This window comes from Butyrivibrio sp. FC2001, from assembly GCF_000424125.1.
Lineage (GTDB): Bacteria > Bacillota > Clostridia > Lachnospirales > Lachnospiraceae > Butyrivibrio.
Genome location: NZ_KE384132.1, coordinates 446974 through 471803 on the forward strand (window position 1 = coordinate 446974; position 24830 = coordinate 471803).

Sequence of the window (24830 nt, forward strand, 5' to 3'; positions counted from 1 at the left end):
TCAAGTTCAGTTTTTATCCGTATTTTGAAGCTTTAAAATTTGAGAAACGATTGGTGAGTCACTATCAAAATATCGTACATAGCCATGTAATGAAGTAGCTTTTTGTTTTAAAGTCTGAGAATGACTCCATATAAAAATAACAGATTTCCCCTTGCCGTTTTTGGCTTCCTGAATAAGATTAGCCGCGGCACTGTTACCATCAAAGGCTACTACCATCGAAGGCCTTCTCTCAAAAATCTCATAGTTAAAGCTCTTATATATGCCCATTCCCTCAGCTTCCGGAGACACTCTTATAAATACGCCGGCTTCCTTAAGCTTATCCCTTTCGTGCCTGGAGATAAGTGAGGGCACAACAGCATATATTTTAAAATTCTTATCATTATGCTCTATCAGATACTTTTCATAGCCTGAGAGCTTATGTCCTATAACAAAGCAGACTTCATCCGGATTAAGGAGCTGTAGAAGCTCATCAAGCTCCTTCTTTCCATCAGGTGTGATCCTTGTTGCTCTTTTTTCAGTATTAAAACTGCCCCCAAGAAGTACTATGGGGAATCTGTCCCAGGTTATATCTTCAATTTCATCCTTCAGTTCTTTATTAGCATCAAGTCTCTTAAGCTTACGCTGACCTGTCTTAGAAATTTTGACGGTCTTCATCTTCTCAAGGAGGACCTCCTCCATATCCCTGTTTTTAATAAGTGAGATGAAGGCAGCCTTTTTATCGGAGTAGGCAATCTGCCCCTCTTCTATTATTCCGCGCTCAGCTTCTCTCATGAGAGCAAGGTCTTCATCAGAGAGCTCAAGCATCTTCTTTAATGAAAGCTCCTCATCGATTGAATTTGTTCCATAAAGGGCTGCTCCGTCAGTTCCCTGAACACAGCGTATTCCCTGTTTAAGGTAGTACTTAAGCGGATGATCCTTTAGGGAATTAAGGTTATTCAGGCGCACGTTACTTGTGAGCTGGAACTCCAGAACAACGTTATTTTCCTTAAGCTGCTTTATAACCTCTTTTCCCTTTTGAGACCTTGGGCTGTAGGTATATAAGCCGTGTCCAAGTCTCATTCTGGGCATGGTCTGTCCCGGAAGAAGGCAGTCCTTAACGCAGGATATACTGTGAGCGATATTATCCTTAAGACTGTCATTTTCACCGGCATGAACCCTTATTACGAAGGATGGATCAATCGCTGCGAATTTTACAAGCTCCTTAAATACAGGCTTTAATGTGATGATGTCATTTATTTCCTCACCTACAAAGTCGCAGCCTGCAACGTAAGGATCAAGGAAGGTCGCCCTTAATACCTCAAGGTTCTGTTCAAGGTAATCAGAAGGTGTTACAGCGTCCTTAACGATTGTCAGGGGTATACGCCTCATGGCCGCAAGGAATCTTATCATTACGCCCGTTTCCTGATAGATTTTGGGCATGACCTCATGAACCTGCTTGAGCATTTCAACAGATTCGTATTTTTTAACCAGGGTTGTATCACTTATTTCTGCGTAGCAAACGCCTTGCTTTTTATAATTTCTTGCTATCCACAGTAGCTTATCCTGGAAAATTGTATTGCCTGCATAATCAGGATTTTCCTTATCCTTAAGCATCTGCCTTAAGGTGTTTTTTACATCAATATCAGGAATCTGACTAATGTTCTCAAGGTCTATCTTTTCCTCATGCTCCTTTGCCTTACAGAATACATATCTGTAGAGATAAACCTTCTCAAGGTTTGTAAATACGGCCTGTCCGTCCTTAATAACAGCAAGGGAACCTCTTATCTTAACTATGTTCATTTCAGCGTTATCGAGATTATTAAGGATAAGGTCTGCAAAATTTATAAAGGTATTATCATTAATTCTTCTATCCAGATATTTTCCCTGAAGACCTGAGGAAATAAACTGCCTTGCAACCTTTTCGCGCTGCTTACTCAGTTTCTCTTCCTGAGCCTCAGTCAGCTTTAAGCCAAGCTTTCTTATGTAATATAGGGGATACCTTATCTGATGATAGATTCCAAGCGCAATAAGAACGTCTCCCGGTAGGTTGCCGTTCATGTGAGTATGGAGATCCGCCTGGAATTTTATATTCTTTTTTATCTGTGTTTTGAAAATTGTTTTGGATAGATCAAGCTGATAATTCTTGGTCTGGCTCATAAGCGTTTTGGCGATTGCAGGAATCGTCGCCTTTAGATCAACGCTGCCATCAGGATAAATACTTGCAACCTCAGTTTTACCGAGCCTGAAAACATAGAATTCCGTATTTGAGGAATCTACGAAGCACGGAACCTCACCCTTAATAACAAGCATTCCTTCGTCGTCCTCTGACAAAGGAAGCTCGCATATAGCAGACAAATTTCTTATCAGATTGCCTGTGTGGTGATTAGGAGTGGACAGCACATAGTACATCCTGTCCAGATCCTTATAGAGACTTACGATTATATCTTTTTCAGTATCAAGGAAAAAACATGTAAAATATGTCATATCAGATCCTTTCGTGATAAAAAAGATTCTTATTAAAAATCAAATCATGAAAGCTCATCAAGAGTTTTGCCATAGGGCTCAAGGAAGTCACTCATGAAATCCTCGACCTCAGGAAGCTCCTTCTTCATCTTTTCAAGTGATTTTAATGTACTCTGCTCCGCTGTCCTGAACTCACTGTTTCCGGCGTTCTTTTCTTCGATACATTTGATAAGTGCTGAGAGCTTATCAGCTGCCTTAACAAGTCTTCGCATGTATTTTTCATCAGCGCCGTCCTGGGGCTTAAATATCACCTCAAAGGCAGGGCGGAGGTCATCCGGAAGCTTATGGAGAAGCTGCGTATCAGCAATTGCTTCTACCTGCTTATAGGCGTTTTTCAGCTCGTCATTGTAATACTTAACAGGTGTAGGCATATCTCCTGTGATTATCTCTGATGCATCATGATAAAGGCCGATGAGTGCAACCTTTTCAGCATTAAGATTTTTGCCATATCTGACATTGCCAATTACACAGAGTGCATGTGCAATCATTGATACTTCAAGGGAGTGCTCGCTCAAATTCTCAGGTCTTGAGTTGCGCATGAGCGCCCATCTCTCGATATACTTCATTCTTGATATTGTTGCGAAAAAATTATAAGCCATGATGTTACAAAAAAAGGAGCAAACACATTTTGTCTGCTCCTTATTCCTTTCTTTTATTATCCAGATTATTTGTTTTCGAAATCTTCAACAAACTGTGCTATAAGATTAACTGTTCCGTCAATGCCGAGAACGCTGCTGTTTATTGTAAGATCGTAGGTATCGGATCTGCCCCATTTCTTGGATGAATAATAGTTGTAATAGCTCTGTCTCTGCTTATCTTTCTTTAGAATCATCTCAAGAGCCTTGTCCTTAGTCGTCACGTCGTCATAACGGCTCATAACTCTCTTGATTTTATCCTCCTCATCACCGTGAATGAAAATGTTGATAACATTGGGATAATCAGCAAGAGCATAATCAGCGCATCTTCCAACGATTACGCAGGGGCCTTCATCAGCAATTTTCTTGATGGTATCAAACTGAGCCAGGAAAATCTTATGGCTGATGGGCATATCCACGAAGCTGGATGAATTATATCCAAATGAATACGTATCCATAACAAGATTATAAAGGAATGATGTTGTAGGTCTTTCATCATGATCCTGTATCATTTCCTGTGCAAAGCCACTCTCCGATGCTGCTCTTGTAAGGAGCTCCTTGTCATAAAACTTAATGCCAAAGCGCTCAGCAACCTTCATACCAATCTCACGACCGCCTGAACCAAATTGTCTGCCTATTGTTATGATTGTATTCATAATAAAACCTCCGTGATAAAAGATTTCATAAATTTGATACAATTATACCACAAAATCGCTCAATCAGTTTAATATATTTAGCAGATGGCTAAAGTATTCCGGCAGCGGTGCATCGGTCTCGATATATTCCCCGGTTACAGGATGCTTAAAGCCAAGGGTCTTTGCATGAAGACATTGTCCCTCAAGCTTAAACTTACTTTTCATTGAAGGTCCGTATACGGTATCACCAAGTAAGGGATGTCCTATATGAGCCATGTGAACCCTTATCTGATGGGTTCTGCCCGTTTCAAGCTTACATTCCACATAAGTCATCTTGTCCTTCTCAAATCTCTTAATAACGCGATAATGGGTAATTGCATTTTTACCCTGCGAATCCGGAACAACGCTCATCTTCTTTCTGTCATTCTGGCTTCTTCCTATATGAGAGATAATTGTTCCTTCGTCGTCCTTAAGGATTCCATGACAAATAGCATGATAAACACGGTTTATGCTGTGCTCCTTTAACTGGTCAGCGATTCCTCTGTGAGCTATATCGTTTTTACAGATGATTACTGAACCTGTGGTATCACGGTCAATTCTATGAACGATACCAGGCCTCATAACACCGTTTATTCCAGAGAGATCATCCCCAAGATAATACATAAGGGCGTTTACAAGGGTTCCGTCGTAATGTCCGGCTGCAGGATGAACAACCATCCCCTTGGGCTTGTTGACTATCAGTACGTCCTTATCCTCATAGATGATATCAAGCGGGATATTCTCAGGCTCGATGTCAGGAATTATGGACTTCGGTATCTCCATGAAAATTGTATCGCCCTCAGAAACTACAGTACTTGGCTTTACATTTTTCCCATTAACAAGAACCTTGTTATCCTTGATGAGCTTCTGAATATAACTTCTGGACATAGAATCAGAGAGAGAGCTCATAACCTTATCAACTCTCTCTCCATCCATATCTTCGTTAACTACATAACTTACACTGTTTTCTTTTTCGATAGAATCTGTCATTTAAACTCCCTGTACTTTTTCTGCTGTTTAAAGCTAAGGAAATCGAAGTCCTTTTCCTTATAATAAAACAGGAACAGAATAATGAACAAAAACGTTGAAACAGTCACATAAATATCCGCCACATTAAAAATGGGGAAATTGATAATTACGAAGGAAATAAAATCAACTACGTAATCATTAACAAGTCTGTCTATCATATTACCTGCAGCGCCGCTGGCTATCATTACAAGTATGATCTGCAGGAATGTGTACTTCTTCTCAAGAGGAAGCTGGAATAATACGTAAGCGATTACAAGAAGTATCATTATAGCTATCATTACGAAGAATACCTTCTGATCCTGAAGTATTCCAAATGCAGCTCCTCTGTTCTTTAAAAATGTAAGCTCAAGGACCCCAGGGATAAGCACGATTGAATCCTTATCCATAAGATGTGTCACAGCAAGGTGCTTGGTAAACTGATCAAGAACAACAAGTAAAACAATAGCTATAAGATCAATTACAAGAAATAATTTCTTTTTGGTTGTTAATTTATTCATAAAAACTCCGGATTATATTTATTATTCAAAGTCCTCAGACCATGTGATTTCTTTGATTGCAGCCCTGGCCTCATCATCTGTAACTGTACTGTCAAGAACAGCCTTACCGACCTTCTTAAGAAGAACGAACTTTATTGTATTACCGTCAGCCTTCTTATCGGAATGCATCAGCTTAATTACTTCGTCAGCATCGATGTCTGTCTCAGAGATTGGAAGTCCAAAAGGAACAAACATATCCCTTATCTCATAATACTCTTCCATTGAAAGGAGCTGTCTCTTCCAGGAAATGAAGGCAGCTGCTACAGCGCCAAGAGCAACACACTCGCCATGGGATAATGTAAAGTTTTTATACTTTTCAATTGCATGTCCGATGGTGTGACCATAATTAAGAAGTGCTCTGTCACCCTTCTCAGTGGGATCCTTTTCAACAACTGCTCTCTTAATGTCGCAGCTCTTCTTAACCATCTTGATAAGAATTTCGGGATCTCTTTCCTGAATCTCATACATATTTTCAATGAGCCAGATATAGAAGTCAGAGTCTTTAATAAGACCGTGCTTCATTACCTCAGCAAAGCCTGAAGCAAACTGCTCTCCTGATAACGTATCAAGTACCTTTATATTCATATAAACAAGTGAAGGCATGTAGAAAGCGCCAACCATGTTTTTATAGCCGTCGAAATCAACGCCTGTCTTACCACCTATACTGCTGTCAGTCTGGGCAAGAAGTGTTGTAGGAATCTGAACAAAAGCGATTCCTCTAAGGTATGTAGCTGCAGTATAGCCAGCCATATCACCGACAACTCCGCCGCCAAGAGCAATGATAAGATCATGCCGATCGAATTTATTCTCAATAAGCACCTTATATATCTTCTGAATCTCAGAGAGGTTCTTGTTCTCTTCACCTGCAGGAATTGCATAAACAATAACCTTGGATGAAATAGCTTCAACTGTCTTAACTACTGTATCTGCATACAGAGGCTCTACATTGGAATCAGTAATTATTGCGAATTTTCTGTTTTTGAATCCAAGCTCTTCAATACGCTTTGAAAGCTCATCGAAGGATGTATCAAAGACGATATCGTAGCAGGGATTACCGTTATACTTTACGTTTAATACTTCAGACATAGTAATCTATCAGCCAGGCTGAAATTCCTTTCAAAGTTTGCTTTATACTCAAAGAAAAGGCAGAAACAAAAGTTTCTGCCTGATAGTTAACTTCTGTAATTTACATAGACTGGAGACCTGATGTTCCCATGGAACTATCAAATGCACCGCCTAAAATGTCCTGAAAATCTCCTGAAATATCAACACTTGCAGGTGTTACGATAAAGATATATCTGGAAATCTTCTGAAGATTGCCGTTGATTGCGAAGCAGGAACCTGATGTGAAATCGATGATTCTCTGTGCAAGCTCAACATCAATGCCCTCAAGATTAAGTACAACTGTACGGTTGTTGAGAAGAGTCTCAGTAATCTCTCTGGCATCCTCGATTGAAGTGGGCTTTACAACGCAAACCTCCATTCCGCTAGCGCTTCTGCTTCTGGGAGCTGCAGTACTTCTGGGAGCAGCCGCAGGTCTCTTAAGCTTCTCTTCATTTATTTCAATTGAGGGATCGTCCTTACCGATTGCGCTAGCCTTATGAATAGGCTCGATGGTGCTATCATAGTAATCATCGTCCTGATCATAGTATCCGCTTTCGTCATCCCCGTTCAGCTTCATAGCTGATAAAAACTTATCCATTACACTCATGTGATTAAACTCCTAACCCCAACAAAATATACAACGATTATATTATGCTAGTTTTCATTCGAAGTGTCAAGGTTCTTAGCATCTCCTTCTACAGTTGACGCATCCAGCACTATGTAATCATATACGCTTAAACCGTAATTTGTATTTGATTTAACGATAGAATACTCATCGTTCTGGTACAAAATGCTTATCTGTCTGAAGTCTGCATAACCCTTATTGATATTGTATACACCGATAAGGGTGTCCTTGGTGTTAACAGTAAACTTCTCCTGAGAATCAGGCATTATCAATAGATCACCATTTCTCAGAGTATCATCATCCACGTAATAGGAATCTTCGTTCTCATTATAAAGCTCAACTTCAATGAACTCAGAAGTCTCATTACCATTTTCATCATATTTATCTCGAAGAACACCGTAGTTGTTATTATTCCCCTTAGTCACGTATGACTTTGGAACAACAAAGAAGCTCTTCTCGGCGATTGAGGAATTGGGGATCTTAAGTCCACTCTCATCCTCTGTGATAAGTTCCACGTTAAGGAATCTGTCCTTTGCAAAGGTGATCATTGAATTTGTAAAGGAAAGTCCAACGAAGGTATCACCTGCATCATTGGTGACATAAGATACCTTGCCCCAGGCCTCATCCTGATTCTTAAGGAATCTGACCTTAACATATTCTCTCTCAGCAAGGCTCTTTACCTTATCAAGGTCATTCTCCTGAATTACTATCATCCAGTCTTCACTGGTTGAAAGCTTAAATGCCGGATCGCCGACACCAACAAGAGAATTATTTATAAGCTGCTTACGCTCATACTTGGAACTGTCCATTAGGTCTGCGGTCATGCTCCCCAAGGTGATGCCTTCATAACCGTCAGTATAATATTGAACAATTCCTGTTCCTGCAGAATAACAATAATTTATACTCTGCATAGCTCCTGAGTTATCTCCAAGAGAATTGATACTTTGAAGTACGCTGGCGCTTGCAAGCTTTTGAACAGTACCATCAAGACTCAGCTTAAAATCATATACAGAGCCAAAGCTCTTGGGGTCAAAATCTGCGCTGTAGCTTACTATCTGGGTTCGAAGCTCGCTAAGATCCTCGTCCGTAAGAGCAGCCTGTTCAGACCCTTGTGTTTTAAGGTAATCAAGCAGATCTCCTGATTCATCAACCGTATATACAAGGTTACCGACAGCTACTCGCTGTCCTTCAGGAGCAAAATAGTTGACATAGCCTGCATTGGCAGCCTCTACTATCTGTTCATCCCTTAGTGCAACCGCTTCATATATGTTGTTTGATGAAAGAGATCCCTCTTTAACCTCATAACCGACTATATGCTTTTTACTGAAGTAAGTAAAAACACAGATAACGACATAAATAAGCATGAATGCAAAAAATACCATTCCCACATTAACATGCAGAAAAACAGGATATCTCGCTATCTTGTTTTTTTGTTTCTTTGCCATATTTTAAAACTAAAGATAAGCCGCGAGATAAAACCGCGGCTTATCCATCCTATCCATAATATATAATTAGAGCGCTGTCATAACCTTAGACTTAACAGCCTCAGGAAGTTCAGATTCATCCATAGATACGCTAAGTACGAAATCTACGTTAAATTTCTCTCCAAGACGCTCAAGCTTTTCAATTGTAGAAGTGATATCTTTTCCCTCAAGACATGCGATACTGAGGAAACCATCGAAATACATTTGCTGAAGATCGTGATCCTGTGAAATCACGCCACTGACGAAACCAAGAAACTCGTCGGAATTCTCAATCATGAACTCCGGAACTACAATAAGGCGAACTTTATTGTTAAGTTCAAACATGTGCTTTGTATTTCTATCAAGAAATACAACGTTCCCCAAAATGTTTTTTACCTCGGTATTGACCTTGTTCAACAGGCATTTTGTTTTACCTTTACCTTTATTCCCAACGATTAATTGAACCATATCCATACCCTCCAGTTTTATATTATTTTTGTGTTTGAGATACTTAGAAATATTTCTAAAAACTTAATGAAAAGTTTTTATCTCGTTAATAATATTATAAATTACTGATTAGTTATCTGCAATAACAAATCGGACATTTCACTATAAAGGGTTCCGGTATCCTCAGCCCTCATAACTACAGCAATATAATTATTACCTGATGTATCGGAAGCAAGCTGAACAAGGCAGTGTCCTGCAGCTGCTGTCGTTCCGGTTTTACCTCCAAGAACTGTAATTCCGGCAGGCATTTCATAATTTCCGTTTATAAATCCATTTGTATTCTTAACATTTACGTCTCTTAGCTCTCCGGAGGCTGTATAGAACTGAGTTGAATAATTGGACATGTGTATGATCTCGGTAAACTTGTCATACTTAAGAGCCTCGTTGAACATCAGATACATATCATAAACACTTGTGTAATGATCATCAGCAGTAAGACCATTTGGATTCATGAAATGTGTATGTGTAGCACCAAGCGCCTTTGCTTCGTTATTCATCTCTTCAACGAAGGCTTCCATGCTTCCGGATATATTATTGGCAATAAGAACAGCTACGTCATTAGCTGAATACAATAAAAGAATATGCAGAGCCTGATCAAGGGTCATGGTATCGCCCTCTTTCAGATTTATCACCTGTGCACCGTCTTCACTGATATAAACGCTGGAATCAGCCCTCAGAACCTGATCAAGAGATCCCTTTTTCAGCGCTACTATAGCTGTCATAACCTTAGTAAGGGATGCGGGATCGAGCTGAAGCTGTGCATTCTTAGCATAAAGAGTCTTTTTCTTACTTAAATCAAATAATCCAAGGCAGGTATTTTCACTCAAAGTAAGGGAATCTCCTATATCCGAATTGGTAACACACAAATCAGAGGCAAATGTCTTCATAACAACTGCCCCGTTCTCACCATAATCAGCAGATGGAATTGTATAAGGAAATGCGTATTCTGTATCAGAACATCCAGTAATAAAGGTCGAAAAAACCAGTACCATGCATAAAGCGGTGACACGGTTTTTCAGATTACTTATACATCTCACGCCACTCAAGGTCTCCTCTATCCAATGATTTAATCAAAAGCTCAGCAGTAGCCAGATTTGTTGCAATCGGGATATTGTGCATATCACAAAGTCTCATTACATTGTTAACATCAGGCTCATGAACCTTCTGAGTGAGAGGGTCACGAAGAAAGATAACAAGATCGATCTCGTTGGCTTCGATTGCAGCACCGATCTGCTGAGATCCGCCAAGGTGACCTGCGAGATATTTATGTATATTAAGATTGGTAACTTCTTCAATAAGTCTTCCGGTTGTTCCGGTAGCATAAAGATCATGCTTTGCAAGAATTCCTCTGTATGCAATACAGAAGTTCTGCATCAATTTCTTTTTCGCATCATGTGCTATAAAAGCAATATTCATTGGTTTATAATCCCCTTCCCCAACTAAAAGTATTTTTTACCCTGTAATCTGACATTGAGCACAAAGCCCATACCAGCAAAACAACTGACTAAGGATGTAAGTCCCGCACTAACAAACGGCAGTGGAATTCCGGTATTAGGAAGTGCACCTGTGGCAACTCCGATATTAAGGAATCCCTGGAATCCTATCCAGGCTCCCATTCCGGTAGCTATGAGCTGTCCGGTGAGATCCTTTGCTCTTCCTGCGATTACCATACATTCAATGGCAATGAGCAGAATCAGGACTATTACTGAACATCCACCTATAAATCCAAATTCTTCACCTACAACGGTGAAAATGAAGTCTGTCTGTGACTCTGAAACGAAACCACCATTCAAAACGGAACTGATCTCATTTGTATTATAGCCTTTTCCCAAAAGCTGTCCCGAACCTATGGCCATAATGGAATTAAGCGTCTGATAGGCATCAGATGAAGCAAAATCCTCGGGATGAAGCCATGCCAAAACACGCCTTTGCTGATAATCACGCAAAATTATACTCCTGTCTGAAAGAGCATCAAATATAACAAGTAAGGCTGTTGGTATTGAGATGGCCAGAACCGTAATAACAAATTTAAGATTTATTCCGGCAGAAAATAGTATGCAGGCAATGATAACCGTTAACATAATGGTCGTAGACAAGTCAGGCTGCAATACAATCATAATAAGCGGTGGTGCCAAAAGCCCAAGGCATATGAAAATAAAGTAAATCTTCTTTACTTTATCCTTATATTTCATTATGAACGCTGAAAAAAATAAAATCAATAATATTTTAGATGCTTCCGAAGGCTGGAACTGTACGCCAAAAAGATTGATCCATCTAGTAGCACCCTTAACCGAGTGACTAAGCGGCGTAAATACAAGTGCAAGTACGCCAAGGTTAAGTACATAGCACAAAATGTAAAACTTGCAGATAAATACATAATCGAGAAGGGATATAAAAATCATCATGAATACTCCCAAAACGATACCCACTATCTGCTTTTTCTTGTATGACGGGTCAGCACTTCCTACGGCCATTACGCCGATGCAGGATAATGCAATTAGCATAATGACCAGTTTGAAGTCATAGTCAAATATATGATAGCTTTTCAGTTTTTCTAAAAAATTCTCAGTCCGCATTAGCGTCTCCACCTTCAAGCTGCTGAGCGGTTCCTGTCTGAACCTCCTCAGGATCCTTAAGACCAAAGTAATATGCTACTGCCTCTTTTGTTATCTGTGCAGCATAGCTGGATGTATAACCATAAGCTATTCTCGTTGCAATCGCAATCTGAGGGCTCTCATAAGGAGCATAGCAAACGAAAAGCGCATGGTTCGCTCTCTTCTTTGACTCCTCGGCAGTACCTGTCTTACCGGCAACATTAACGGCAAGATCATTAAAGTAAGGCTTGTCCTCAACCACCTGGCGCATACCTGTGTGAATTGCGTTCCAGTAGGCTGAATCCATATCAATGTGATTTCTTACGGTAGCACCATATTCATTAAGAAGGTTACCGTCAGAATCACAGGTTTTCTTAACAAGTGTAAGATTATAGCAGGTTCCACTGTTGGCAACCGCAGTTACATATCGGGCAAGTCCAACTGTTGTAAAGGAGTTGGTACCCTGACCGATAGCAGAACGGGTTGAGTCGAGATCTGAAACGATAGGCTCATACTCAGTAACCTCTACTCCGGTAGTCTCGCTAAGTCCGTACATATCAGCGTACTTGGCAAGCTTCTCAAGACCTACGTCAGAGTGGAAATTCTCACCCACAAGACTCAGTCTGTAACCAACTTCAAAGAAGAAGGCGTTACAGGAGTTCTTAATACCGCCCGTAACATCGAGCTGTCCATGGGACCTGGGATAAATCCAGCAGTGTGCGGGGTTGGTATTATCAAGCTTATCGAACACACCTGTACAGGTAATCTGTGATGAAGTATCGATTACTCCCTCCATAAGACCTGCCGTAGCTGAAACCATCTTAAAGGTAGATCCGGGCGCTGTTCTCTGCATCGTCGCATAGTTGATAAGAGGCGATGCCTGATCGCTTCGAAGCTTTGCGTAATAATCAGCATCTACACCGTTAGCCATCTTGTTGTTGTCATATCCTGGATATGATACAAGTGCAAGGACGTCACCGTTATTAACATCAGTAACAACCATTGATCCTGAACAGGGGTCCAGAGCAAGCTGAGCCGGTGTGATATCAAGGTTAGAAATTCTGTTTATGAAAAATGTGTAGGGTGACTCAGCACCTGAAAGCCAGAGTGAAAGCTCCTCCTCAGGAAGCTCAACAACTCCCTGCTCGAGAAGGATATGTCCAACCTCATCACCACTTACAATGTCATCCTGAAGAAGGTATTTATAGAGCTTTTTATTAAACTCATCATCCTCTTCTATATCTTTGAATATATATTCTACGATGGTATTGAAAATCTCCTGGGAATCAACATATTGACTCTCAAGGTCAAGGATGCTGACATCTATCCAGTTGGCAGAAATACAATATCTTATATAATCTGCCAAAGATATGGTCTCATCTGTAGTCCATGCAATATATGTCTTATCTTCCTTATCGACCTTATCAGTAGAGATGACTCCGTTACTATAGAGCTTCTGAGCGATATAACTCATGTAAACCTGATATTCTTTTGATAAAAGGTTGTAAGGCGTATTAGTCTCAGTAAATTCAGCACGAAGTCCTGCATTTACCTGTTCTCTCTTTGTGAGATACTTTGCATATACATTCTTCTCGTTGGTTCCTGCTTCCTCTGACTGCATATGCCTAAGATCGATAATATGGTTATCAAAGCAGGCAAAGTAAACATCATAGATAGGAATCATAATCTCTGAGGATTTCTGATTCTCGCCCTGCAAGAAGAACTTGATGTTCTGAATCTTGGAAACAAGAATACCTGCAAGAGACTGCTCAATTATGTTGTAGCAGGCCTCCTGTAAGTCCTTATCTATTGTAAGGTAAACGTCATTGCCGGCCTTTGAATCAATATAGCTGCTGGTCTCAATAACCTTACCTGTGTTATCAACGTATACTGTCTCACTTCCCTTAGTTCCCTGAAGAACGGACTCCATTGACTGCTCAATTCCGGACTTACCTACAGTATCATTCGAACGATATGCAGGATTCTCCTTCTGGAGTTCTTCAAGTTCGCTGTCAGAAATCTTACCTGTGTAGCCAAGAATCTGTGAAAAATAGACAGAATCTACATAAACTCTCGCTGTATCCTCTTCTATTGAGACACCTTCGAGAACATTGGCATTTTCCATTACATCGGCAACGGTTTTATCGCTTACATTTGTAGCAATAGTGGTATTGATGTACTTCTGGTAACTGTTTGAGAACATCTTATATCTGATAGTTACCAGCTGAAGAATACGATCCTTCTCATAACCAAGGCCCGGAACAAATGACTTTTTGTCGTCGGGATCGGTGTAATCACCTATTCCGAATTTATTACAAAGGTCATCCATAACCTCCTGGGCAGTCTTGGATCTCTCCTCATATTTCAGGTCGCCAACCGAGGTTCTGCCATAAATATCAGCCAAAAATCTAAGAAGGGAATTACCCTCTATCGTAAACTCAAAATTGTTGGAGCTGCTGAGCTGAATATTGAAATCAGTGTCAACAACATCTCCGTCCTTTTCAATGATATCGATTACCTTATTGAGAGTTTCGTTGATTGCCGCATTTTTTCCTGATCCGGACTCATAAACGTCCTCGATCATAACAGAATTAGACAGCTCATTGTAAGCAAGGAGCTTACCATTCCTGTCATAAATATTACCTCTGGCGGCTGCAATGGATTTTTCCTTCATGATCTTGAGCTGGAAGGAATCGAGATAGGTTTCTCCCTTGACTATCTGCAGAAAGAAAAGTCTGTATACAAGCCCTGCTGATGCCAGTATGAGAATTGCTGAAATCATAACAAGGCGTGAAGTTATAAAATTAATAAAGACTTCTTTTATCTTACTAAACAAATTTCTTAGCACTCCTTTGTTCTACTCCCTCAAGATACGTATTGATTTTGATCAGAACAGGGTAAATAAAAACAGCTACAAGTGCTGTGTAAACAGCTTCAGGGAAAATGACATTTACAATGTAATAGCCAATGTCAAATTTATTCCTGAACATAAATAAAAGAACATAACAAATAAATCCAAATAAAAGATCTGATGAAACTATCAGTGCTAGCGGAAGGAGGATATTTTCAGGGAAGAATATCTTATTGAACTTGCCGACGATAAATCCAATATATATATAGATAAGGGCATAGAACCCAAGATACGTTCCGAAAAATATATCACATAAGAGTCCGCAAAACATACCGATAAAGATACCACTCTTATCACCTCTCATAAATGAGTAGGAGGAAGTAAGTATTATCATCAGATTAGGAACAATTCCACTAAAGTCCAATGCTCTGAACACAGTGGTCTGCAGTATGAAACAAATTATTATAGATAATAATGTGAATATAATTCTGCGCATAAAAACTATTCTCCGGTGTTTTTGAGCTTCATGATGACAAGTACCTCATTCATGTACTCAAATTGAACAACAGGAGTAATCTTACCTGACTTTGTAAGATTATTGGAATCCTCTTCTATAGTTGAAATATAACCAATCAAAATTCCGGGAAGATATTTATCACTGATGTTTGAAGTAACAACCTTATCTCCCACATTAACCTTATCAGCTTCATCAACAAGCTTTGAAAACGCGATCTGCCCCTCATTGTAGAGCTCAAGATCTCCGGTAGCTATAAGATTCTCTGAAGCAGAAAGAACTGTCGCACTGACAGAAGAATTATCAGCGATAATGGTCTGGACCTTAGCCCAGTCAGGACCGACATCAGTAATTCTTCCTACAAGGCCGCCTCCGGCGATAACATTCATGTCCACCTCAACACCTTCATCAGAGCCCTTGTCTATAACAAAAGAATGATACCAGTTACCAGCATCCTTAGCGATAATTCTGGCACCAATCTTCTTGTAATCAGAATACTGTGCATCCAGCTCATATAACTCTCGAAGCTTGGTAAGCTCATACTTATCCTGCTCAAGATTAGTGTTTTCAATTGTAAGCTCTTCCACCTGTGTACGCAGCTCATCGTTTTCTTTCTGGAGAGCTCTTATGCTTGCAAGATTATCTGCTGTGCCCTTCATCCAGACACCCACAGTGGTGATGCCCTTCTGAAAAGGAACAACCACAGTTCCTGCAAATGAGTTAACAGAGCTGTTAAACACGCTGGTGTTAAACGTTATTGCGATAAGCCCAATACATAAAATTGTTAAAATAAAGAGGAGATATTTACTTGGAAGTGTAAATTTATCTCCCCCTCTTTTAATGATAGGACTCATTTATACATCCTCTTCAACTGAGTAAGCAAGTGCCTTGTACTGATCATCCTTGATAATCTTGCCAAGACCAAGTGCAACTGAACTGAGCGGATTCTCTGCTAAATTAACATTGAGACCTACACCATTGGAGAGTCTCTGTGCGAGGTGGCAAACCTGTGAAGCACCACCTGTCAGATATAGACCGTGTTTGAAAATATCTGCTGCAAGTTCCGGAGGTGTACGCTCAAGAGTCGCTTTGATGTTATCAAGAATCTGGTCAAAGCTCTCAATAAGAGACTGATCGATGAGGTCTGTAGGAATTGAACGCTCAACAGGAAGACCTGTAACAATATCTCTTCCGTAAACAACAGCGTCCTGACCTGACTTTTCAAGTTCCTTAAGAGAAATCTTTATGTTTTCAGAAGTCTTTTCACCGATGATAAGTGAAAACTCCTTACGGATTACGTTTCTGATAGCGTCATCGAACTTCTTACCACCAACCTTGATGAGCTTACTGATTACGATACCCTTAAGTGAAAGGATGGAAATCTCAGTTGTATCATATCCGACATTAACTACGAGAACACCCTGTGAGTTCATAACGTCAACGCCCATTCCAAGTCCGTCAGCAACAGGCTTCTTAACCATCATGATCTTCTTTGCCTTCACGCCTGACTCCTTGATAAGGTCGTGGAAAGCACGTCTCTCAACTTCGGTTACATCCTTAGGTACAGCAATATAAACGTCAACAGGCTTACTTGCACCCTTCATCTGGTCTGTGATAAAGAGCTTAACAAGAGACTTCATATGCTCGATATCAGCGATAACGCCATTACTTAAGGGATATGAAATCTTAATGTTGCTGGGTGCCTTCTCATACATATCGTATGCTGTATCACCATAAGCAAGAAGTGTTGTCTTATTCTCAACTGCGATAAGGTTCTTCTCTACGGTAACAGTATCTGTTGCCTTGTTGTAGATTTTGATATTGCTTGTTCCAAGATCGATACCAAATGTATTGTTGCCCAAAGTTAAGCCTCCTAAATTACAAATTATTATTCTCTTTAAAACTATAATATCTGTGATCACCGATAATAATATGATCCATTAGCCTTATATCCAATATGAGTCCCGCATCACGTATCTGCTCGGTAATATCCATATCAGCAAAGGATGGTGTCGGATCTCCGCTTGGATGATTATGCAATATAATGATCTTTACTGCACGATTCCTAACTGCGTGGATAAATATCTCTCTCGGTGATAAAGAAGCTGATTTCACAGTTCCAACAGATATCTCATATTCGCAGATAAGCTGGTCCTGAGTATTCAGGCAGGCAAGCACCACGTGTTCCCTCTGGAAATTACACATCTTTTCCATGTAATAATCTGCAACTGTCTCAGGATTCCTGAAATCGAGGGTGCTTCTCGCCCTACTCCGCGCAATTCTGTTTGAAAGCTCTGCGATACACATGAGCTTTACTGCCTTTACCTCGCCTATGCCCTTTATGGATAGAAGATCCTCCATAGACAGATGTCTAATTCCGGAAATACCCTTTCCGTACCTGTCGCACATGCTCATTATTGAATTGCCGATTTCCATCGGAGTTTTTTCTGAAGTTCCGGTTCTGATGATAATGGCGAGAAGCTCTGCATCCGTAAGTGAATCGGCTCCAAGCCTCATGAACCTTTCATGTGGCAGCATATTTCTATAGCTGTCATCTTCTTTTAGCATTTTGTTGATTGATCTGTAATTACTCATTTACCCTTTCTTTATGCTTCTTCGGGCTATAAATAAGGAAAAATAATCAGACCTCAAATGATTATACCACAATTTAGCGTCTCGGCAACATCGCAGTACAATCTAATTATGAAGAAATTTATAATTTTACAAGACCCTTATCATACATTACAGATAAAGTCTTCATTATGCCGTATTTAACGTGCTGCCAGGTAAGTCCACCCTGGAAGAACACTGAATAGGGCTCGCGAAGCGGTCCGTCAGCAGAAAGCTCAATTGAACTTCCGGATACGAATGCTCCTGCAGCCATGATAACCTGTGAGTCGTAACCGGGCATATCCCAGGGCTCCGGAGTAACGTATGAATCTACAGGTGCAGCTGCCTGAATACCCTCACAGAAGGATGTAAGAAGAAGCGGATCATTAAAGGTAATGGCCTGAATAATGTCGTAGCGCTCCTCTGTTCTATTGGGAAGAACCGAAAATCCAAGCTTTTCATATATATTAGCTGCAAAAATAGCACCCATAAGTGCATTAGCTGTAACATTAGGTGCAAGGAAAAGTCCCTGGTAGAACTGAGGAAGTATTCCAAGTGAAGCACCAACCTCCTTGCCGAGTCCGGGTGAAGTCAGTCTGTATGCAGCATTCTCAACGCATTCCTTCTTACCTGCAATATAGCCGCCGATGGGCGCTAGTCCGCCGCCGGGATTCTTTATAAGTGATCCCACAACCATATCTGCGCCTACATCAGTGGGCTCGATGGTCTCGACAAATTCTCCGTAGCAGTTATCAACCATGCAGATTACATCAGGCTTGATATCCTTTATGAATTTAATAACCTCACCGATTCTCTCAACAGAAAGTGTAGGTCTTGTCTGATATCCCTTACTTCTCTGGATTGTAACGAGCTTTGTCTTTTCATTAATAGCATTTTTGATGCCGTCAAAATCAAAGGAGCCATCAGCAAGAAGGTCAACCTGACTGTAGGTAACGCCGTACTCAGCAAGTGAACCCTTTGAAGGCCTTATTCCTATTACCTCTTCAAGAGTGTCATAGGGCTTACCTACGGGTGATAAAAGCTCATCGCCGGGGCGAAGGTTACTCATAAGTGCAAGAGCAAGTGCGTGTGTTCCGCAGGTAATCTGAGGTCTTACAAGCGCATCCTCTGTATGGAAAATTGAAGCATATACAGCTTCAAGCTTATCTCTTCCTATATCATTGTAGCCATAGCCGGTTGTTCCAAGAAGGCATGCCTCGGAAACCTTATTATCCTGCATAGCCTTTAAAACCTTGGCCTGGTTATAATCTGAAATCTCTTTTATCTTCTCAAATCTGGTTTTTAAGCTCTCCCATATTCCATCACAGTAATCATAGACAGCTTCCGGGATTCCCATGCTCTTATACATGGACTTTAATTCATTATTTGCCATTTATCATTTATCCTTCTAATCAAATCATTTGCAATTTTAACATCATCACGCTGAAACTCGGATTTGTCAACCCATATCACATCTTTTTCACGTTTAAACCAAGTGAGCTGTCTCTTTGCAAAATGTCTTGTATTCCTTTTTATCAGCTCTACAGCCCTTTCAAGAGATATGTCCCCATCAAGATAGGAAATGATCTCTCTGTAGCCAAGAGCCTGCATAGAGGTCGCGGATCTGTCGATGTCTCTGGTCAAAAGCTCCTTAACCTCATCGAGAAGTCCCTCCTCCATCATTTTATCAATGCGCTTTTCTATTCTGTCATACAAAACAGCTCTCTCATCAGTAAGCACAAAGTAAAATGAATCATAGGGCGAGCTCTTCTTCCTCTGGTCCTTATTATGTTCAGAGAGTTTCTGGCCTGTTTCCTTATAAAAACATAGAGCACGAATCACTCTTTTTACATTATTCTCATGGACTTCTAAAGCATACTCAGGATCAACCTCTGATAGCATCTCATGAAGCTTATGGATTCCGCCGGGTTCTTCAGAGAGCTTTGTAAGACTGTTTTTGTATTCTGAGAGAACTCCATCATCATAATCATCCGAAAAATCGATATCATACAGAACAGACTGTATATAAAAGCCTGTTCCTCCAACTATTATGGGGAGCTTTCCCCTGGAGGTGATATCCTCTATCGCTTCCTTTGCAAGTCTTTTAAACTCAAAGACATTGAAGTCCTCTTTGGGGTCAAGGAAATCGATCAGATGGTGACGCACTCCCTGCATGGCTTCGGGCTTTATCTTATCGGTACCGATATTCATATCCTTGTATACCTGCATGGAATCAGCAGATATGATCTCACCGTTTAAGGCCTTCGCAAGCTCTATTGAGATTTTTGTTTTGCCGACCGCTGTCGGTCCTGTAAGAATAACTAATTTATCCATAAGCATCCATATCTCTTCCTATAGAGGAAATATGCCTGCAGAGCAGGCATTTGTAAGTGGTTTAGTCCACAACTCTTTTGAATTTTTTCTCTATCTCATACTTACTCATAGAAATTATCGTAGGTCTTCCATGAGGACAGTTGTATGGATTATCAAGTGTCAAAAGCTCATCAATAAGCTTTTCCATTTCCAGTCTGGACATCTTCATGTTGCCCTTTACTGAAGCCTTACAAGCCATGCTTGCAATTTTATAATTTATAACATCAGGTGTTCTGTCAAGATTAGTATCACTTGCAAGCTCATCAAGAATCTCGGTAAACATTGCCTTTTCGTTTTCACAGCCATAAAGGTCTATCGGAACCTCTCTTATAGCATAATCATTCTGTCCGAAGGGTTCGATATTAAAGCCTAGCTTTTCAAAGTCAGCGTGATACTTCTCAAATACATCGATCTCCTGCGCTGTAAGAGAAACGATTATCGGAGGCTGAACGAGCTGGGAAGCTGTTTCCTTCTCGTTATAGCGCTTTATCATCCTCTCATAGTTAACCTTTTCATGGGCTGCATGCTGATCAACTATGTACATCTTATCCTTAAAGGCGATGATCCAGTATGTATCAAAGAGCTGACCAAGAATCTGATATTCATCACGATTGTTCTTGGTGAGCATCTTGTCATCAAAAAGATCCAGCTGAAGCCCCTTCTCAACAATTACTGCATCGGAGCTCTTTATTATAGGTCCTGCAGCCTTGCTGTCCTCTTCAGACTTGGGAGGTGTGTGGTCTCCAAATACTCTTGTCCATACCGCAGACTTCATATTGTCCTCGATAACCACAGGCTCAGGTGACAATCCTTCAGCAAATACAGGCTCAGATTCCTTAAGCTTATTCTCTGAAGTCAGCCTGCTCTTCTCAAAGGGTTCGGGTATCTTTTCTTCCTGAGTCTTAACAGGTTCGATGACAGGCTTTGGTATATTTTCAGAAACTGCAGGAAGAATCTCCTTTTTAACAAAGGCTGATGTCATTGCAGGTTCTTCCTTAACCTGAGAAGGCTTAACAAACTCAGTTGCAGGCTTATTGTAGATCACAGTAGGCGCAGCCTGAGTAATCTGCTTATTCTGCTTATTCAGATAAGCTCTGTCTTCCTTCTCGTTCCTTAAAACCTCAGGAATCATCTCGTGCTTATGCAGAGCCTCTGCAACACTTTTTCTTATGAACTCATATACAGCGGGCTGATTACTGAATCTGACTTCCATCTTGGAGGGATGAACGTTAACATCAACCAGCTCGGAATTCATTCTGATGTGCACTACGCAAAACGGGAACTTGTGCTGCATCAGGTATTCCTTATAGCCCTCCTCGAGAGCCTTTGAAATAACCTTATCCTTGATATATCTTCCATTTACGAAGAAATTCTCAAAGTTCCTGTTTGATCTGTTAAGTGCGGGCTCGCCAAGATAACCCTCTATGGTGTAATTGCCCTCTGTCACAGAAATTGGCACAAGACAGGTTGCAACATCACGTCCGTATATTCTGTAAATAAGCTCCTTAAGGTCGCCATTACCGGAGGTTATAAACTTATCATCTCTGTTATTGATAAAATGGAAGGACACACTGGGGTTATCCATTGCCATGTGCTCCATGATATCACCAACATAAGAGCCTTCAGTCTGAGGTGTCTTTAAGAATTTCTTTCTCGCAGGTGTGTTGTAAAAAAGATCTCTTACGATAATGGTTGTTCCTGTAGGAGAACCAATTTCTTCTATAGACTCTTCGTTACCACCGTTTATACAGTATCTGATACCTGTGAGTTCGTCAGCTGTCTTTGTTATAAGCTCTGTCTGAGAAACTGCGGATATACTTGATAAAGCCTCACCTCTAAAGCCAAGAGACTTAAGTCTGTATATGTCGTCAATACTCATGAGCTTACTTGTAGCGTGGCGTTTAAAAGCATTTCGAATTTCTGACTTATCTATACCACTTCCGTTGTCAGTAACTCTTATAAGTGAGATTCCGCCGTTCTGTACCTCAACTGTAATTGAAGTAGCACCGGAATCTATTGCATTCTCCACAAGCTCTTTTACAACGCTTGATGGTCTCTCAACAACTTCCCCCGCTGCAATCTGGTCTATGGTATTTTGATCAAGCTCGAAAATTTTTGCCATTTCTTACCCCTTCCATCTGTTTTTTAGCTGATTCTGCAGCTTATACAAAGTATTTAAGGCATCCATAGGCGTAAGATTTGAAATATCGATCTCCTCTAAGTCTCTCAAAACATCCTCATCCTTCACTGTGTCAAAGAGAGACATCTGTGAAAGGTCAACGGTGTCATAATGTTTAACCGTTGATTTTTTACTGCTATTTTGATTAACTGTTATCCCCTGAACTTTTTCTGTTATATCATTATCGGATAATTCCTCGGCAATAGCCTTTGCCCTGTCTATTACCATATCCGGTATTCCCGCAAGACGTGCAACCTGAATACCATAGCTCTTATCAGCGCCGCCTTTTATGATCTTGTGAAGGAATACTATGTCATCACCCTTTTCCTTAACGGCGATGCAATAATTGTTTACATTATCGATTTTGCCCTCAAGCTCTGTAAGCTCGTGATAGTGAGTAGCAAAAAGTGTTCTTGCTCCAAGAAGCTTTCTGTTACTGATGTGCTCAATAACAGCCCATGCAATAGAAAGTCCGTCATAGGTTGATGTTCCTCTTCCGATCTCATCGAGAATAAGAAGAGATTTTGAGGTAGCATTTCTTAAAATGTTGGCAACCTCATTCATCTCAACCATGAAGGTACTCTGTCCGCTTCCAAGGTCATCGGAAGCACCGACTCTTGTAAATATTCTGTCCACAACGCCGATCTGTGCTGACTCTGCAGGAACAAAGCTTCCTATCTGCGCCATAAGAACAATAAGCGCTGTCTGTCTCATGAAGGTAGACTTACCTGCCATGTTGGGACCTGTAATGATTGCAACAGCATGCTTCTTATCATCAAGGAACGTATCGTTTGAGATGAACATATCTGTTCTATCCAGCATCTGCTCGATTACAGGGTGGCGTCCTCCTGTGATCTTAAGTGTTCCCTTATCGGAAAGAACAGGTTTTGTATAGTGATTCCTCTCAGCAACATAGGCAAGTGAGCAATATACATCAAGAAGAGCCACGCCCTTGGCGGTCTCCTGTATACGCTCAATCTCCATTGAGATGGAATCCCTGATCTTGCAGAACATCTCATATTCGAGGTTGTTCAGCTTATCCTGTGCATTAAGGATTGTATCTTCAAGCTCCTTAAGCTCAGGAGTTGTGTATCTCTCACAATTTGTAAGAGTCTGTTTTCTTATAAAGTAATCCGGAACCTTATCCTTAAAGGAATTGGTAACCTCGAAGGAATAACCGAATACATTGCTGTACTTGATTCTGAGGTTCTTTATCTCAAGCTTATCCCTTTCCCTGGTCTCAAGGTCAGAGAGCCACTGCTTGCCATTGCTGCTGGCTTGTCTGAAGTGATCTATATTGCTGTCAAAGCCATCCTTAATGATTCCGCCTTCCTTTATTGTAAGCGGAGGCTCTTCGATAATGGCTTTATCTATAAGCTCATAAATATCCTGAAGGCTGTCGATCTGGTTATAAACCATGTCAAGAGAAACGATATCTCTTAAATCCTCAAGGACAATCTTAATTGCAGGAAGCATCTTAAGTGAATTGCGGAAAGCAAGAAGATCACGAGGATTAGCTGTGTGATAGTTGATCTTGGCCATAAGTCTTTCCATATCATAGATAGGTCCAAGATACTCTCTAAGCTCATCCCTTGCGATCGCATTTTTCATAAGGGCCTCTACTGCAGTCTGTCTCTGAAGGATATCGTCAACCTCGATAAGTGGCTGCTCGATAAAGCTTCGAAGCATTCTTGCGCCCATAGCAGTTTTGGTCTTATCAAGAACCCAGAGCAGGGTACCTCGCTTTTGCTTATCGCGCATAGTCTCAATAAGCTCAAGGTTTCTTCTTGTTGAAGAATCAAGGAGCATGTACTTGCTGTTTATATAGGGATAAATGTGTATGATATTTGAGAGTTCATCCTTTTGAAGCTCTGTAAGGTACTTAAGTGTAGCTCCCGCTGCAAGTACTCCGCTGGGGAAATCAGTAATTCCAAGACCTGAAAGTGATCCCACCTTAAAGTGCTTCATAAGGACATTCTTATTTGAATCCTCATCAAAATATCTGGGTTCAAGAGTATTTATTACAATACCGCTTCTGTCCTTTAAGAGCTCAATATCAACGCCGCTGAGCATAAATGCATCGTTACATATAAGCTCTGAAGGCTGGAATTTCTGTATTTCATCAAGGATATCCTTTAGCTGATCAACCTCTGTAAGATAGAAATCACCTGTTGTAACGTCAGCAAAAGAAATTCCGCTCTTATCCTCTGAATAGAAAACGCACATGAGATAGTTGTTCTTAGTCTCATCAAGCGCCTGCATGTTAAGATTTGTTCCGGGAGTAACAACGCGGGTAACATCTCTTTTAACGATGCCCTTAGCTTCCCTGGGGTCTTCCAGCTGCTCGCAGACTGCAACCTTATAGCCTCTGTTAACAAGCTTACTTAAATAGCTCTCAACGGCATGGTGAGGAACGCCGCACATAGGGGCTCTCTCCTCAAGTCCGCAGGCCTTACCTGTGAGGGTAAGCTCAAGCTCCTTGGAAGCCACCTTGGCGTCGTCAAAGAACATCTCATAGAAGTCCCCAAGTCTGTAAAATAATATGCAGTCCTTATACTCCTCCTTAGTCTTCATGTAGTTTTGCATCATGGGACTAAGCTTATCTACCTGTATTTCCAAAAAAACTTTCTCCTG

Annotated in this window: 21 protein-coding genes; all 21 read right to left on the minus strand. The window is 40.7% G+C overall.

All coding sequences use genetic code 11. The annotated features are described in order from the left end of the window. Positions 1-6: 6 nt before the first annotated feature. Complete coding sequence (locus G601_RS0115620) at positions 7-2463, minus strand: adenosine deaminase (RefSeq protein WP_026665913.1); 2457 nt, start codon at positions 2461-2463, stop codon at positions 7-9. A 44-nt stretch (positions 2464-2507) separates the two neighbouring features. Next, positions 2508-3101: a 5'-deoxynucleotidase gene (gene yfbR, locus G601_RS0115625; protein ID WP_026665914.1), complete on the minus strand. Its 594-nt coding sequence runs from the start codon at positions 3099-3101 to the stop codon at positions 2508-2510. 65 nt (positions 3102-3166) lie between these two features. Then, entirely contained in the window at positions 3167-3793 is a 627-nt protein-coding gene (locus G601_RS0115630; protein ID WP_026490695.1) for an AAA family ATPase, read from the minus strand. Positions 3794-3856: 63 nt separating this feature from the next. Beyond that, positions 3857-4801 carry an RluA family pseudouridine synthase gene (locus G601_RS0115635; protein WP_081673556.1) on the minus strand — a complete coding sequence of 315 codons (945 nt, stop codon included), beginning with the start codon at positions 4799-4801 and terminating at the stop codon, positions 3857-3859. Further along, complete coding sequence (lspA, locus tag G601_RS0115640; RefSeq protein ID WP_026490697.1) at positions 4798-5337, minus strand: signal peptidase II; 540 nt, start codon at positions 5335-5337, stop codon at positions 4798-4800. The genes G601_RS0115635 and lspA overlap by 4 nt, the downstream gene beginning before the upstream one ends. A 21-nt stretch (positions 5338-5358) precedes the next feature. Continuing rightward, the gene (gene aroB, locus G601_RS0115645; protein ID WP_026665916.1) at positions 5359-6462 is read right to left on the minus strand and encodes a 3-dehydroquinate synthase; all 1104 of its coding nucleotides are present in this window, start codon (positions 6460-6462) and stop codon (positions 5359-5361) included. Positions 6463-6562: 100 nt separating this feature from the next. Beyond that, positions 6563-7087 (minus strand): cell division protein SepF, encoded by a 525-nt coding sequence (locus tag G601_RS0115650; protein ID WP_026665917.1) that lies wholly within the window; start codon positions 7085-7087, stop codon positions 6563-6565. Between the two features lie 47 nt (positions 7088-7134). Further along, a complete protein-coding gene (locus G601_RS0115655) occupies positions 7135-8550 on the minus strand; it encodes an HlyD family efflux transporter periplasmic adaptor subunit (protein WP_026665918.1) in 1416 nt (471 codons plus the stop codon). Between the two features lie 66 nt (positions 8551-8616). Then, positions 8617-9036, minus strand: a complete 420-nt coding sequence (locus G601_RS0115660; protein ID WP_026490701.1) for a hypothetical protein — start codon at positions 9034-9036, stop codon at positions 8617-8619. 101 nt (positions 9037-9137) lie between these two features. Further along, complete coding sequence (locus G601_RS0115665) at positions 9138-10112, minus strand: D-alanyl-D-alanine carboxypeptidase family protein (protein ID WP_242834434.1); 975 nt, start codon at positions 10110-10112, stop codon at positions 9138-9140. Then, complete coding sequence (mgsA, locus tag G601_RS0115670) at positions 10096-10491, minus strand: methylglyoxal synthase (protein ID WP_026490703.1); 396 nt, start codon at positions 10489-10491, stop codon at positions 10096-10098. Before mgsA ends, G601_RS0115665 begins: the two co-directional genes overlap by 17 nt. Before the next feature lie 23 nt (positions 10492-10514). Then, entirely contained in the window at positions 10515-11651 is a 1137-nt protein-coding gene (locus G601_RS0115675) for an FtsW/RodA/SpoVE family cell cycle protein (protein WP_026490704.1), read from the minus strand. Next, positions 11641-14451 carry a penicillin-binding transpeptidase domain-containing protein gene (locus G601_RS0115680; RefSeq protein ID WP_242834435.1) on the minus strand — a complete coding sequence of 937 codons (2811 nt, stop codon included), beginning with the start codon at positions 14449-14451 and terminating at the stop codon, positions 11641-11643. The genes G601_RS0115675 and G601_RS0115680 overlap by 11 nt, the downstream gene beginning before the upstream one ends. Before the next feature lie 46 nt (positions 14452-14497). After that, positions 14498-15016, minus strand: a complete 519-nt coding sequence (mreD, locus tag G601_RS0115685) for a rod shape-determining protein MreD (protein WP_026490706.1) — start codon at positions 15014-15016, stop codon at positions 14498-14500. A 5-nt stretch (positions 15017-15021) separates the two neighbouring features. Further along, entirely contained in the window at positions 15022-15888 is an 867-nt protein-coding gene (gene mreC, locus G601_RS0115690) for a rod shape-determining protein MreC (RefSeq protein ID WP_081673557.1), read from the minus strand. After that, on the minus strand, positions 15889-16896 hold the full coding sequence (gene mreB / locus G601_RS0115695; RefSeq protein WP_026490708.1) for a rod shape-determining protein: 1008 nt from the start codon (positions 16894-16896) through the stop codon (positions 15889-15891). Positions 16897-16912: 16 nt separating this feature from the next. Beyond that, positions 16913-17629: a RadC family protein gene (radC, locus tag G601_RS0115700; RefSeq protein WP_026665921.1), complete on the minus strand. Its 717-nt coding sequence runs from the start codon at positions 17627-17629 to the stop codon at positions 16913-16915. 118 nt (positions 17630-17747) lie between these two features. Further along, the gene (locus G601_RS0115705) at positions 17748-19037 is read right to left on the minus strand and encodes a methionine gamma-lyase family protein (RefSeq protein WP_026665922.1); all 1290 of its coding nucleotides are present in this window, start codon (positions 19035-19037) and stop codon (positions 17748-17750) included. Then, positions 19019-19978: a tRNA (adenosine(37)-N6)-dimethylallyltransferase MiaA gene (gene miaA / locus G601_RS0115710; RefSeq protein WP_026490711.1), complete on the minus strand. Its 960-nt coding sequence runs from the start codon at positions 19976-19978 to the stop codon at positions 19019-19021. The genes G601_RS0115705 and miaA overlap by 19 nt, the downstream gene beginning before the upstream one ends. A gap of 61 nt (positions 19979-20039) precedes the next feature. Continuing rightward, on the minus strand, positions 20040-22139 hold the full coding sequence (gene mutL, locus G601_RS0115715; RefSeq protein ID WP_026665923.1) for a DNA mismatch repair endonuclease MutL: 2100 nt from the start codon (positions 22137-22139) through the stop codon (positions 20040-20042). 3 nt (positions 22140-22142) lie between these two features. Continuing rightward, positions 22143-24785, minus strand: coding sequence for a DNA mismatch repair protein MutS (gene mutS / locus G601_RS0115720; RefSeq protein ID WP_026665924.1), 2643 nt, complete (start codon positions 24783-24785; stop codon positions 22143-22145). Positions 24786-24830: the final 45 nt, after the last annotated feature.